The organism is Geobacillus thermocatenulatus (genome assembly GCF_002217655.1).
Taxonomy (GTDB): domain Bacteria; phylum Bacillota; class Bacilli; order Bacillales; family Anoxybacillaceae; genus Geobacillus; species Geobacillus thermocatenulatus.
Genome location: NZ_NEWK01000001.1, coordinates 1,610,679 through 1,623,761 on the forward strand (window position 1 = coordinate 1,610,679; position 13,083 = coordinate 1,623,761).

Annotated in this window: 11 protein-coding genes and 2 pseudogenes; 10 read left to right on the top strand and 3 right to left on the bottom strand. The window is 47.7% G+C overall.

What is annotated here, in order from left to right:
• The first annotated feature begins 142 nt into the window (after positions 1-142).
• Positions 143-1,804, top strand: a complete 1,662-nt coding sequence (locus B9L19_RS08260; RefSeq protein WP_025950783.1) for an IS1634 family transposase — start codon at positions 143-145, stop codon at positions 1,802-1,804.
• A 565-nt stretch (positions 1,805-2,369) separates the two neighbouring features.
• Here the strand turns inward: B9L19_RS08260 and B9L19_RS08265 are convergent.
• Both B9L19_RS08265 and B9L19_RS18650 read right to left on the bottom strand, forming a co-directional pair.
• Positions 2,370-2,714 carry a hypothetical protein gene (locus B9L19_RS08265; RefSeq protein ID WP_025948783.1) on the bottom strand — a complete coding sequence of 115 codons (345 nt, stop codon included), beginning with the start codon at positions 2,712-2,714 and terminating at the stop codon, positions 2,370-2,372.
• Positions 2,715-2,735: 21 nt separating this feature from the next.
• Positions 2,736-2,900, bottom strand: coding sequence for a DUF4879 domain-containing protein (locus B9L19_RS18650; protein WP_128733418.1), 165 nt, complete (start codon positions 2,898-2,900; stop codon positions 2,736-2,738).
• A gap of 314 nt (positions 2,901-3,214) precedes the next feature.
• On the opposite strand from B9L19_RS18650, the gene B9L19_RS08275 reads away from it, so the two are divergent.
• The 5 genes from B9L19_RS08275 (at position 3,215) to B9L19_RS08295 (ending at position 9,092) form a co-directional block, all read left to right on the top strand.
• A complete protein-coding gene (locus tag B9L19_RS08275; RefSeq protein WP_047752967.1) occupies positions 3,215-4,705 on the top strand; it encodes a peptide MFS transporter in 1,491 nt (496 codons plus the stop codon).
• Positions 4,706-4,901: 196 nt separating this feature from the next.
• The gene (locus B9L19_RS08280) at positions 4,902-6,005 is read left to right on the top strand and encodes an ABC transporter ATP-binding protein (RefSeq protein WP_047752968.1); all 1,104 of its coding nucleotides are present in this window, start codon (positions 4,902-4,904) and stop codon (positions 6,003-6,005) included.
• Entirely contained in the window at positions 6,002-6,946 is a 945-nt protein-coding gene (locus tag B9L19_RS08285) for a carbohydrate ABC transporter permease (RefSeq protein WP_025950481.1), read from the top strand. Before B9L19_RS08280 ends, B9L19_RS08285 begins: the two co-directional genes overlap by 4 nt.
• Positions 6,943-7,755 carry a carbohydrate ABC transporter permease gene (locus B9L19_RS08290; RefSeq protein ID WP_047752969.1) on the top strand — a complete coding sequence of 271 codons (813 nt, stop codon included), beginning with the start codon at positions 6,943-6,945 and terminating at the stop codon, positions 7,753-7,755. Before B9L19_RS08285 ends, B9L19_RS08290 begins: the two co-directional genes overlap by 4 nt.
• A 17-nt stretch (positions 7,756-7,772) precedes the next feature.
• A complete protein-coding gene (locus B9L19_RS08295) occupies positions 7,773-9,092 on the top strand; it encodes an ABC transporter substrate-binding protein (RefSeq protein ID WP_047752970.1) in 1,320 nt (439 codons plus the stop codon).
• A 343-nt stretch (positions 9,093-9,435) separates the two neighbouring features.
• On the opposite strand, the pseudogene B9L19_RS08300 reads toward B9L19_RS08295, so the two are convergent.
• A pseudogene (locus tag B9L19_RS08300) lies at positions 9,436-9,766 on the bottom strand (IS701 family transposase); the annotation flags it as partial.
• Between the two features lie 164 nt (positions 9,767-9,930).
• On the opposite strand from B9L19_RS08300, the pseudogene B9L19_RS08305 reads away from it, so the two are divergent.
• From B9L19_RS08305 to B9L19_RS08320, 4 genes and pseudogenes are all read left to right on the top strand, one after another.
• Positions 9,931-10,208, top strand: a pseudogene (locus tag B9L19_RS08305) (PTS transporter subunit IIC); the annotation flags it as partial.
• A 267-nt stretch (positions 10,209-10,475) separates the two neighbouring features.
• Positions 10,476-11,129, top strand: a complete 654-nt coding sequence (eutL, locus tag B9L19_RS08310) for an ethanolamine utilization microcompartment protein EutL (protein ID WP_047752986.1) — start codon at positions 10,476-10,478, stop codon at positions 11,127-11,129.
• 27 nt (positions 11,130-11,156) lie between these two features.
• Positions 11,157-11,558 carry a BMC domain-containing protein gene (locus tag B9L19_RS08315; RefSeq protein WP_241771976.1) on the top strand — a complete coding sequence of 134 codons (402 nt, stop codon included), beginning with the start codon at positions 11,157-11,159 and terminating at the stop codon, positions 11,556-11,558.
• On the top strand, positions 11,542-13,053 hold the full coding sequence (locus tag B9L19_RS08320; protein ID WP_082131186.1) for an acetaldehyde dehydrogenase (acetylating): 1,512 nt from the start codon (positions 11,542-11,544) through the stop codon (positions 13,051-13,053). The genes B9L19_RS08315 and B9L19_RS08320 overlap by 17 nt, the downstream gene beginning before the upstream one ends.
• The last annotated feature ends 30 nt before the right edge of the window (positions 13,054-13,083 follow it).

Consider the following 13,083-nt stretch of genomic DNA (forward strand, 5'->3'; position numbering starts at 1 on the left):
AGGAGTTTCGGCATCATGACCATTCGGATTCAGGCGATTTATCTCACATTTCGCAACCTCCCGAGCAGAATCGGGAGGATTTTTTGAGGGGGATGCCGAATAAATCCTTGATACACCGAGAAAGCAAAGGAGTTTCGGCATCATGACCATTCGGATTCAGGCGATTTATGAAAGTTCTTATCTTCATATAATCAGTGCCATCACCAAACAGCTCGGCCTCCATCAGCTGATTGACCGGATGGTTCCGGTCGATCCCCAATGCCAAACCCGGCCGAGCGATATCGTCCTCCTGTTGTTGCTGGATATTTTTAGCGGCCGGCAAGCTCTGGTTCATCTGGAAGGGTGGGCGCATGAAATGGATCTCCCGAAGTTGATTCGTGAAGGCGTTCAGCCTTCGCAGTTCAACGATGATGCGATAGCCCGCCATTTGGATCGCCTCTATGATGCGGGGATCCATTCCATTGTGTCGGAGTGCTTGCTTCAAATTTACCAAAAAGAACGCATCCCTCTTCGGGTGTTCCATGCGGATACGACCAGCTTTTCTCTTTACGGGGCGTATGAATCCGCCTCTTCGAAGACATTGAACATTACCTACGGCTACAGTCGGGATGGCCGCTCTACCGAGAAACAAATCCAATTCGGACTGGTCGGCAATGAAGAGGGGCTCCCCCTCTACGCCGATGTGCATGATGGCAACTTGTCCGATAAAACATGGAATCCATCGGTTCTTTCCCGCGTTCATGAACAACTCCAGCGAGCGAAGATCGAGGGGGAGTGGGTGTATGTTGCGGATTCCGCCGCGATGACGGCCGATACCCTGCGCGAGGCCAAGGCCGCCCAGGCGTTGGTGATTACACGGGGGCCGAATTCGCTCCGAATGGTGAAGGAAGCGCTGGCCCAGGCCGACTCCGATCAGGCTGTCTGGAGCGAGCCCTTCTCCTTGGCCGAAAAGAAAGGGACGTCTTACCGGGTGTGGGAGACTTCCGCCTCTTATCACGGTGACCCGGTTCGTTTGATCGTCGTCGAATCGGAGGCCTTAGACCAACGAAAAGAACGCACCTTCCAAAAGAAACGGATGAAAGAAGCGGAGCTTCTTCAAAACGAACAAGAACGCTGGTCCCGCCATCCGTTTTCCTGCCGGGAGGATGCTGAAAAGGCCTTGTCCTCTTTCCAGAAGTCCCTGCGTTTGGAGTTTCATCGGGTTCAAGCCGTCATCGAAGAAACGGTTCGTCCGAAAAAACGCCGTGGACGCCCGAAAAAAGGTGTCGAGCCGGAGACAGAAACGCTTTACACGATCCGTCTAGACGCGGGATTCGATCAAGAGGCATGGGAAAAGGCCCGGCGAAGAGCCTCCCGTTTCGTCCTCGTCACCACGGTGCCGACGGAATGGAACGGCCGGCTCATGGACGGAAAAGAAATCTTGGCGCTGTACAAAGGACAAATTTCGGTGGAAATGAATTTCTCTTTCTTAAAAGATCCATTCTTTACGGATGAAATTGATGTGAAAAAGCCGGAACGCGTGGCAGTACTCGGCTATCTGTTTCTTCTCGCGTTGGCCATTTACCGCATCTTTCAACGGCGGGTTCGCCAGTTCGTTACTCCTGAGCGTCCATTAAAGGGCGCTGGGGGGCGCAAACTGACTCGTCCGACCGGCCAGGCGATCTTCCAGTTGTTTGCGTACGTCAAAGTGGTGGTACTGGAGCTGCCTGATGGGCAACAGCAGCGATCATTGGGTAAACCACTGACGTACGAACAGCGAAGGATCCTGCAGGGACTCGGGATGGACGAAGGGATTTACGTCTAAACGCGATAAGGAACGACGAGCGATGGTAAAAAAAGGATTGCCATCGCTTATCGTGTTGGGCCGGAAATTATTTTTGAAAAGTAAATAAAAAATCCTTTATCTTGGGATGGTCTGGATGCGAAATGTGAGCAAACAAGCGCAACTCTTTACGGCTCTAGGGCTGGAGCCTCCTCCGAAGATCCTAGGCATCCATCCTCGCGCCTAGATACACGCCCGAAGTGTGCCCAAATGTCTCTCGTCCCTTTTGCATCAAGGGCGAGAGGCATTTTGTTTGCCTAGTGACTGTCGAACTCGGGTGCCTCAGGTCGAGTGTTTGCCTCCAGCTTCCTTCAGATTCCACCTCGCGGTGGACACCCTTGCCTTCAGCTAACGGTAGGCGCTCGCCAGCCCCCGTTCGGGACTTTCACCCTATAGCATCGCACCCATGCCGGGCGTACAAACAAAAAATTCTCTGCCACTCGGCAGGGATTTTTTTGTTTTTAATGCAAAAAAGCCCTCTCATTCGAGAGGGGTTCAGTTTGTCGACAAAGCCGACAAGCTGAACCTTCTATGATATTTTGTTGTATTACACCCTTTCTTCATATTTTGAAATTAGATATTCATCGTTTCCAACTAGTCCTAGCTTAAACGCTTTATTGACAATTTCAGCTATCTCTGTTGAGAAAAAGACATTTGTACCGTACTTCAATTTGTCTTCAAGTATTTGTTTATGGTATTTTGAAGTTTCTCTAGATAAATTTTTGTTAACAACTTTATCCTCTTCAAGCGCTTTTTGAAACTCTATGAAATCCATAGATTTATTTTGGCCTTCTCTCCCTCCAAAGGGCTCACCGTTTCGAATATGATTTCTAAACTTAGCTCCTAAAGTTAATTGTGTATAAGCGGCAAATGCAGCTTTATTGATATTCATAATCCTCCTCCTCCTCTGCTTTTACTCTACATTTATATAAAGATTATCGTAAAAAGTATTATTAGGTGGATAATAGTCTCTTGCAGATACAGTAAATTGTCCACTTTCTACTTTATCTAGTGGTATTTCATAATATTTAATCCATCCAATAACCATTCCGCTTGAATCTGTTACTGGTTCTCTCATATCAATAATTTCTTTTGCAATACTTGTTATGTCTTGTCCCTTATTAATTATATACTGTAGATGAGCAAATTCGCTAACATAAATTGACAATCAAACAAAAAAGGAGACATGAACCGGACTCCTTGGTTAGAATAGATGTGCTACCAACTACCCACAAGGAGGTTCATGTCCCATGACGCACCCTAGGTCTGTAAGATATCCACAAAACTGAAAAAGGATGTAAGGGATTTTGTCGAAAAATATTTTTTGGACACCCCTGAGAGGCCGAAAAGCCTTGATAGATCAACATTTCTAGAGGGAGGTAGGTAGTGGTTATGTCATCCATTGACAAGCAACAAATCGCTGCCAGCGTTCCCCAGCGCGGCTTTTTCGGCCATCCGAAAGGGTTGTTTACGCTCTTTTTCACGGAATTTTGGGAACGCTTTTCGTATTACGGCATGCGCGCCATTTTAGTGTATTACATGTATTATGAAGTATCGAAAGGCGGGCTCGGGCTTGATGAGCATCTGGCGCTCGCGATTATGTCGATTTATGGGGCGCTGGTGTACATGTCCGGAATCATTGGCGGTTGGCTTGCTGACCGGGTGTTTGGCACGTCGCGCGCGGTCTTTTACGGCGGCCTTCTCATTATGGCCGGCCATATCGCCTTGGCGATTCCAGGCGGGGTGGCGGCGCTGTTTGTGTCCATGGCGCTCATTGTCTTGGGAACTGGGTTGTTAAAACCGAACGTTTCGAGCATTGTCGGCGATATGTACAAGCCTGGCGATGACCGCCGCGACGCCGGATTCAGCATTTTTTACATGGGCATTAACCTCGGCGCCTTTTTAGCTCCGCTTGTTGTCGGCACCGCAGGGATGAAGTATAACTTCCACCTCGGCTTCGGGCTTGCGGCCGTCGGGATGTTTCTCGGGCTTGTCGTATTTGTGGCGACAAGAAAGAAAAATTTGGGGTTGGCCGGTACGTATGTGCCGAATCCATTGACGCCAGCGGAAAAGAAGAAAGCGATTTCGATCATGGTTGCAGGAGCGGTCGTGATGGCCGTGCTGCTAGCCATCTTGATTCCGAACGGTTGGTTCACTGTGGAAACGTTTATTTCCCTTGTCGGCATCTTAGGAATCATCATCCCAATCATCTATTTTGTCGTCATGTACCGCAGCCCGAAAACAACGGCTGAAGAGCGGTCGCGCGTGATCGCTTACATTCCGTTGTTCGTCGCTTCAGCGATGTTTTGGGCCATTCAAGAACAAGGGTCGACCATTTTGGCAAACTATGCGGACAAGCGGACACAGTTGGATGTCGCCGGCATTCACCTTTCACCGGCTTGGTTCCAATCGCTGAACCCGCTGTTTATCATCCTCTTAGCGCCGGTGTTCGCCTGGATGTGGGTGAAGCTCGGCAAACGGCAGCCGACGATCCCGCAAAAATTCGCGCTCGGCTTGTTGTTCGCCGGCCTGTCGTTCATCGTCATCCTCGTTCCGGGTCATTTGAGCGACGGAGGGCTTGTCCATCCGATTTGGCTCGTGTTGAGCTACTTCATCGTCGTGCTTGGCGAGCTTTGTCTGTCGCCGGTCGGCCTGTCAGCGACGACGAAACTTGCGCCTGCGGCCTTCTCGGCGCAAACGATGAGCCTCTGGTTTCTATCGAACGCCGCCGCGCAAGCGATCAACGCCCAGCTTGTGCGCTTCTATACGCCGGAAAACGAAACGGCCTATTTCGGCACGATCGGCGGGGCGGCGATTGTGTTAAGCGTCATCTTGTTTTCGCTCGCGCCGAGCATTCAGCGGCTGATGAAGGGCGTTCGTTAATATCGCGCTGACTTTTGTATCAACAGAGAAAACAGATGATCAAAAAGGTTGTAAACTTGTGATAGGATGCTCTGCATTGGCAGGGCGTCTTTTTTTTATTCAAAAAATATTTACATAAATCAAAAAATAAGTTCAGATGGTGTTTACAAAAATGGATTACGATGGAATAGACAAGAGGAAAGGGGGAGAGAAGCGGATGGCGTTTCTTGAGCTGGTCGAGGTGACGAAATCGTATGGTGGGAAAAAGAGCGCGGTCGAGAATGTGAATGCCGCGATTGAATCAGGAGAATTTTTTGTTCTTGTCGGCCCATCGGGATGCGGCAAAAGCACAATTTTGCGGCTGATCGCTGGCCTTGAGCCGCTGACGTCAGGATATGTGTTGATCGACGGGCAAGTGGCGAATGATTGGCCTCCTCATGCCCGCCGGTTATCGATGGTCTTTCAAAACTACGCGCTATATCCGCATTTAACGGTGGAGCAAAATATGCGGATTGCCTTGCAGGCGCAAAAGATCCCGAAAGAAGAACAAGTGAAACGTTGCATGGAAGCAGCGGAACTGCTCGGGCTGACCGATGTATTGCATAGGAAGCCGCGGGAATTGTCAGGGGGGCAGCGTCAGCGCGTCGCCTTAGGACGGGCGATCGTCGCACAAACCCCGCTTTGTCTAATGGATGAGCCGCTCTCCAATTTAGATGCCAAACTGCGGGCAAAAATGAGGAGCGAGCTTCGCCGTTTGCAGCGTCAGCTCGGCATGACCGTTATTTATGTCACGCACGATCAGACGGAAGCGATGACCATGGCTGACCGGATGATGATTTTGCATGACGGCCGTCCGCAACAAATCGGCAGTCCGCTTGATGTATACAATAGCCCAGATAACACGTTTGTCGCTTCATTTATTGGAACACCGCCGATGAATTTGGCGGAAGCGCATGTGCTGGACCATTCCCTCTTATTGCAAAACGAACGGCCCATCCGCCTCATGCGCCGTTCTTTGCCGAAGGCTGAACGGGTGATCGTCGGATTACGGCCGGAACATATTGAGCCGGCGGAATTAGGAGGAGAATCTATGGCTGTCAAAGTCAGCCATATCGAGTGGCTTGGCAATGAAACATTGGTGACGTTTGAGTTGGCGAAAAATCTTTATTGGACGGCACGATGGAACGGACAATGGCGTATCCGTTTGGGAGAAGTGGTGCCGTTGGCGTTTGATGAGCAGGCTCTTCTTTTTTTCGATGAGCGTGGAAAGCGGATCGGGACGCCGTCCATCAAGCGGGAGGAGGTGCGAATTCGCCAATGAATGAGCGCATTTCACCATTTTCCCCTCCAACGCCATGGTCGGTCCGAACGAAGCGGACGGCGCGGCAGGCTGCAATGAAATCGTGGCTGGAAGGGATGGTGTATCTTGTTCCTTCGCTCCTGCTGTTTGGTGTGTTTCTCTTTTACCCGTTGGGGAGGACGATGTATTTAAGCGTGTTTCACACCGATTATCAAGGGCAGCCGACGGAATTTGCGGGTTTGGCGCATTTTGTTGCCCTGCTTCAAGATGCATCGTTTTGGCATAGTTTGAAGGCGACGATTCTGTTTGCGGTGCTCACTGTTCCGACAACGGTCGTCATTTCGTTCGGTTTAGCGTTGCTCGTTCATGAAAGACGAAAAGGAATGGGGATCTTTCGGACGATTTTTGCTTCTACGATGGGGATGAGCGTGGGAGTCGCTTCGGTGATTTGGATGTTTATGTACAATCCGGCAATCGGGATCATCAATCGGTTGTTGTCTGCGATCGGCGGGAGTCCTGTTTCATGGCTTCTTGATCCAGACACAGCATTGTATGCCGTGGCGGCGGCGACGATCTGGATGAATATCGGGCTGACCTTTTTATTGTTGCTAGCCGGCCTGCAAAACATCGATCCATCCTTGTACGAAAGCGCACGCATCACTGGAATGAGCTATTGGCGGCAGCTGTGGACAGTGACTGTGCCGTTGTTGTCGCCGACGTTGTTTTTTGTCACGACGGTCTCGCTTATTCAAGCGCTGCAGACGTTCGGACAAATTGACTTTTTAACGAAAGGCGGGCCGGTGGAGGCCACGAATGTGTTCGTTTACGCAATTTACCGGGAAGCGTTCGTCAACTATCAGTTTGGTTCCGCGAGCGCACAAGCCATTGTCCTTTTTCTCATCATCGCCCTCGTCACGTTTTTGCAGTTTCGGTTTGCCGAGAGGAAGGTGCATTACCAATGAGAACAGCGCGGGCAACGGCTCACTATGTGTTGTTATGCCTATGCTCGGTTGTCATCTTGTTTCCAGTGGCTTATGCTCTTCTGATGAGTTTGATGGATGGAGCCGCTATTTTGTCAGGACGCCTATGGCCTGAGAATTGGACATTGGTCAATTATGAGGCAGCGTTTCAACAGGCGCCGCTTGGGAGATATTTATGGAACAGCTTTTTTGTGGCTTTCATGATTACATTGGGGCGCCTCATCGTGTCAAGTCTCGCCGCTTTCGCTTTTGTGTTTCTCCGCTTTCCGGGTCGGGATCGGTGGTTTTACATTTGCATTGCCACCATGCTCGTTCCATGGGAAGCGACTGTGATCCCAAACTTTTTGACAATCCAAGCGCTTGGCTGGACAAACCGTTACGTAGGGCTCATCGTGCCGTTTTGGGCCATGGCGTTTGGCATCTTTTTATTGCGGCAGCAGTTTAAGCAAATTCCGCACGAGCTGTATGAGGAGGCGCAGTTGTCCGGCATCGGGAATTTCCGCTTTTTTTGCCGCGTCGTGTTGCCGCTTTCAAAAACGAGTTTGGTGACACTGGCTGTTTACAGCTTTTTGGACGCTTGGAATATGTATTTATGGCCGCTGCTCGTTACAAACGATGATCGCGTCCGCACCGTGCAGATCGGGCTCAAGCAGCTGCAGACGCAAGAGATCGCCAGCAGCTGGGGCGTCGTCATGGCAGCGGCGGTTATCGCGATGCTTCCGACTTTGTTGCTGTTGTTTGCCGGACAGAAGCAATTGCGCAAAGGGCTTATGCAAGGAGCGATTCAATAGTGGGGAGGAGAAACAAGATGAGAAAGGTTTTGGCCAGTTTCTTAACCTTGATGTTTATTGGGCTTGCCGCGGGATGCTCAAATGAAGATGCGAGCAAAGCGGCGGGAGGCAAAACAGAAGTAGTGTTTTGGCATTCGATGAGCGGGGATTTGGAGCCGGTACTGAATGACATTGTCGCTGATTTTAACCAAACCCATCCAGAGATTGAGGTGAAGCCGGTGTTTCAAGGCACCTATGAAGAGGCGCTGACGAAATGGAATGCGGTAGCCGGGACAAAAGACGCGCCGACGATCATGCAGACGTTTGAAGTCGGGACAAAGCATATGATCGACAGCGGAAAGGTCGTCCCGGTGCAGACATGGATCGATAAAGACAAGTATGATGTTTCGCAATGGGAGAAAAATATTGTCAATTATTATACCGTGAACGGGCGGATTTACTCGATGCCATTTAACTCATCCACCCCTGTGCTCATTTATAATAAAGATGCGTTCCGCGAAGCCGGGCTTGATCCGGAAAAACCGCCTCTCACCTATAGCGAGTTGAAGGAAGCGGCGAAAAAGCTGACAAAGAAAAAAGGAAAAGAAACCGAACGGTACGGATTCTCGATTTTGAACTACGGCTGGTTTTTCGAAGAAATGGTGGCCGTGCAAGGCGGGTTATACGTGAACAATAACAATGGCCGGAGCGGTGATGCGACAAAAGCGGTATTCAATGGAGATGAGGGGAAACGTGTATTTGAGCTGATCCGCGACATGTACCGAGACGGCACGTTTTACAACGTCGGTCAAAATTGGGATGACATGCGCGCCGCCTTCCAAGCAGGAAAAATCGCCATGTATTTGGATTCGTCCGCTGGCGTAAAAACATTGATTGACAACTCGCCGTTTGAGGTCGGCGTTTCGTATTTGCCTGTCCCGGATGGCGTGGAACGCCAAGGCGTCATTATCGGCGGCGCTTCGCTCTGGATGGTGAAAGGAAGCAGTGAAGAGGAACAAAAAGCGGCATGGGAGTTCATGAAATACTTGACGACCGCTCCCGTCCAAGCCAAGTGGCATGTCCGCACAGGATATTTTGCCATCAATCCAGCTGCGTACGATGAGCCGCTCGTCAAAGATGAATGGGCGAAATACCCGCAATTAAAAGTGACGGTGGACCAGCTGCATGAAACAAAATCAACCCCTGCCACCCAAGGGGCGCTCATCACCGTCTTCCCTGAATCTCGGCAACATGTCGTGAAAGCGATGGAACGGTTGTATGAAGGAATCGACCCGCAAGAAGCGCTCGATCAGGCGGCCGAAGAAACGAACCGGGCGTTGCAGGGGGCCGGAAACTGACCCTACTGACCGGACAAGCGTCCTGGTGGAGCTGCCGAATGGGCAAATCCAATGATCGTTCGGTACACCGCTCACCCTCCTGATCAGCGAAGGGTTCTGCAGGGATCGGGCATAGATGGGAGCATTTACGTGTAATGTCATACGGAACGATTAGCGATGGCAAAAAAAAGATTGCCATCGCTAATCGTGTTGATCGGAAAGTTATTCTAATTTTTTAAACTGTAGGGTGCGAAATGTGAGTTGTATCGATTTTATTTTTTAAATACTGTAGTTGAGCAATTTTTGTTACAATAATTACTACTTAAAAAAGACCAACATGGTATCCCTTATGCCACATGAAGCTTTGGCAAATCGTATCATCAATCGAAAGGAAAAGGGGCTGCTTCTTCCGTTTGGTTAGGCGTTCGACCCGACAAAGGATCCACGCTTGAAGCTTCTCAAGCAGCCTTTCCTCGTTCCAAGGGCTTTTCGTGAAAAAGTGACGGAACGTCGTTCGATGATCCGGATGAAAGCTCCAGTGATGAATGTCAGTCAATGTTCCTGAGAATCCCTTGGTGGTCAAGGCATCGCCGATAGGAATGGAGATGCTTGATGACCGGTTTGGAAAGCTGCAACGTCAACCCCAACGTGGAGAAAAACTTGTGGATTCCTTGGTGATGTGCGAATTGATTCATGAGACATGAACCTCCTTGTGGGTAGTTGGTAGCTCATCTATTTTACTCAAGGAATCCGGTTCATGTCTCCTTGATGAAAAGTCGCTAACGTCGTTTTCTTTTATCGTGTCAACGGTTTGCGGCTATTTTAAAGATGTTTTGTCACAGATTTAGGGAATATATTGAAGAATATCAAAGCGCCAAAATCATCGGGTTTTTTGTGATACATCGGTGACTATGTTGTTGACAATGGTGTTGTTATTTTTTGTCGTTGCTCCGTTTGCCGGAAAATCGTTTATCGAGAAAGAGTTAAGCGGTGGTGTCAATTGTTGCAGGGGGCAGACGAGTGGCAGTGATGGGGGCGTTTGCTAACGGCATTTTGATTTCCTTCCTGCCGTCATTGTTGCTTCCGGTACTTGGTTTGCTTGGGTTTGAAGGAATGACAATGACGTTTGGGGATTAAAATCTTGGAATCGTGAGGGATCTTGTTGGAATATTTGATGAAGTGGTTTTTCTAATGGAAATAGAGTGTTTAGAACCGGGCATGGAGATAGAGTATATTTTAAAAAATATTGACAAATAAATTTATTATGAATATACTGATTATTAGAAATTTGTTTTGGTCTATGCTTACATGTTCATAAGTGGTAAGGCAAAGGTGCCTACATATGCAGAGAATATCCTCTGTATATAGGCACCTTTTTTGTTTCGGGGAGGTGGAAATATTGTGATTGGAGAACCAATTAGGGCGAAAGTGTTAGCTAGTCGAATCATCTCAAATGTTGATCCTGGTTTAGCAATTAAATTAAATTTAGCAACCCATATTCGAAGTCTTGCTTTAGTTACATTAACAATTGATGATGTTGGATATACGGCCTTAGATGAAGCTACCAAAAAAGCAGCGGTCGAAGTAGTATATGCCAAATCCTTCTATGCTGGCTCTGCTCATGCATCGGGGCCTCTCTCTGGAGAGTTTATCGGGATTTTGGGGGCGGAAAATCCTTCTGACGTAAAGAGTGGATTGGAAGCAGTGTTTGAGGTGATTGAAAATGGCCCTTGCTTTTATTCATTAAATGAGGAAGGCAACCATGCATATTATGCTTGTACAATATCGAGAACAGGCAGTTACTTATCAAAGATTGCTGGGATTCAACAAGGTGAGCCGTTAGCTTATTTAATAGCGCCCCCCCTTGAAGCAATGTACGGATTAGATGCGGCACTAAAGGCCTCTGATGTGAAAATTTGTGAACTGTATGCCCCTCCGACTGAAACAAATTTTGGAGGAGGATTATTAACTGGAAGTCAATCTGCATGTACAGCAGCAGCTCGTGCTTTTGCGGAAGCAGTACAGGATATTGCACGGCACCCTCATAAATCTTTTTAGAAAAAGGGATGATGACGGGGCATGACGATGAAAAAATATGCACTTGGTATGATTGAAACAATAGGGTTGACTTCGTTAATTGCAGCGGCTGATGAAGCTGCAAAAGCAGCTGATATCCAGATAATTACATATCATAAACCCGATGCAGGAATTGTGACAGTTTATTTTATTGGGGATGTAGCATCTGTGAGAGAAGCTGTTTCAGCAGGAGTCAAGAAGGCGAAACAGATTGGAGAGTATCGTACCTCTCATGTCATTCCACGCCCTAGTAGTAATGTAATTAATGAACTGGTTAATAAGGGGAGAAAAAAGAGCGAAACAAGGAAAAAAAGTCGAGCTAGAGATAGTAAAAGTATTGATGTAGCACAAGTAGCTAATATGTATACTGCTCAGGGAGGTGAGACACTCAATGATGATGGCAGACTTTGATTTATTATCGGTTCAGGAAGCAAGGAATCTTCTCTATAAAGCTAGGGAAGCACAGAAAAAATTGACAGAATCGTCTCAGGAACAGATTGATCGAATTGTGGAACGTATGGCTTTAGAAGCAGAAAAACAGGCGGGTTTTTTAGCCCGAATGGCCGCGGAAGAAACCGGATTCGGCAATGAAACAGATAAAACGATAAAAAATATTTTTGCGGCAAAAGAGGTTTATGTTGCTATTAAAGATATGAAAACGGTCGGAATTATCAGTACTGATAAAAATAAACAAGTTTGGGAAATAGCAGAGCCTGTTGGTGTGATCGCAGGAGTGATTCCTTCGACGAATCCGACATCCACCATCATCTTTAAATCTCTTATTGCGGTAAAATCACGAAATGCGATTGTTTTCAGTCCTCATCCTTCAGCGCTCAAGTGTTCGCTAGAAGCTGCAAAGATTATGGCAAAAGCTGCAAAAGAGGCTGGAGCACCGGAAAATATTATTCAGTGTATGGAATATCCATCTTTACCGGGAACGAGGGAACTAATGTCGCATAAATTGACGGATGTCATCCTTGCAACCGGCGGTCCCGCGATGGTGAAAGCAGCTTATAGTTCTGGCAAGCCTGCCTATGGGGTAGGGCCAGGAAATGTTCCTGTGTACGTTCACACAAGCGCCGATTTGGATCAGGCGGCGCGGCATATCATTGAAAGCAAATCGTTTGATTATGGCACCATTTGTGCTTCAGAACAAGCTGTTGTTGTAGAAAGAGAAATCAAACAGGATTTTATCGATAAGCTCAAAAAATATGGTGCGTATCTATTGTCAGAAATAGAAAAAGAAAGAATCGAATCAATCCTCCTCACTGGCGGAACCTTAAACCCGAAAATTGTAGGAAAATCACCTCAAGCAATCGGTAAGATGGCAGGGTTATTTTTTCCTGCAGAGATCAAAGTGCTAATAGGGGAAGAAAAAGAGATTGGAAAACATATTCCTTTTTCGATTGAAAAACTTTCTCCGATTTTAGCCTTGTATACAGTAGATGGTTGGGAGGAAGGATGCGATGTTTGCATTAAATTATTAGAGGCAGGAGGATTAGGACATACATTTGGGATCCATTGTCAAGATCAAGCAGTAATCAAAGCATTTGCTTTAAAGCAACCAGCTTCAAGAATTGTGGTGAACTCTGGAACGGCATTTGGAGGGATAGGAGCAACAACAGGAATTTTTCCATCTTTGACACTTGGATGTGGCTCTTATGGAAACAATATTACATCTGATAACATCGGACCACAGCACTTGATAAATATAAAACGAGTAGCATTTGGCATAAAGGGGATGATGATCAAGACTACCAAGAGTGGAACTTTGCAGCCAGCCAAAACGGCGGATGCTTCTGAAACGGAAAAAAACATTTCCGTAGATCGAGGCGGGAATGTAACAGTCAGCAGAGAAGAGATTGCAGAGATTGTTAAGAGAATACTGTCGGAAATGAAAATCTAACATCATAAAACTTTGGGGAGGTTATTCAAC

Excerpts from the sequence above, each read along its gene's own strand:
- B9L19_RS08295 (WP_047752970.1), top strand. The coding sequence starts at position 7,773 with ATGAGAAAGGTTTTGGCCAGTTTCTTAACCTTGATGTTTATTGGGCTT.
- B9L19_RS08260 (WP_025950783.1), top strand. The coding sequence starts at position 143 with ATGACCATTCGGATTCAGGCGATTTATGAAAGTTCTTATCTTCATATA.
- B9L19_RS18650 (WP_128733418.1), bottom strand. The coding sequence starts at position 2,900 with ATGAGAGAACCAGTAACAGATTCAAGCGGAATGGTTATTGGATGGATT.
- B9L19_RS08285 (WP_025950481.1), top strand. The coding sequence starts at position 6,002 with ATGAATGAGCGCATTTCACCATTTTCCCCTCCAACGCCATGGTCGGTC.
- B9L19_RS08320 (WP_082131186.1), top strand. The coding sequence starts at position 11,542 with ATGATGGCAGACTTTGATTTATTATCGGTTCAGGAAGCAAGGAATCTT.
- B9L19_RS08275 (WP_047752967.1), top strand. The coding sequence starts at position 3,215 with ATGTCATCCATTGACAAGCAACAAATCGCTGCCAGCGTTCCCCAGCGC.
- B9L19_RS08280 (WP_047752968.1), top strand. The coding sequence starts at position 4,902 with ATGGCGTTTCTTGAGCTGGTCGAGGTGACGAAATCGTATGGTGGGAAA.
- B9L19_RS08265 (WP_025948783.1), bottom strand. The coding sequence starts at position 2,714 with ATGAATATCAATAAAGCTGCATTTGCCGCTTATACACAATTAACTTTA.
- B9L19_RS08315 (WP_241771976.1), top strand. The coding sequence starts at position 11,157 with ATGAAAAAATATGCACTTGGTATGATTGAAACAATAGGGTTGACTTCG.
- B9L19_RS08290 (WP_047752969.1), top strand. The coding sequence starts at position 6,943 with ATGAGAACAGCGCGGGCAACGGCTCACTATGTGTTGTTATGCCTATGC.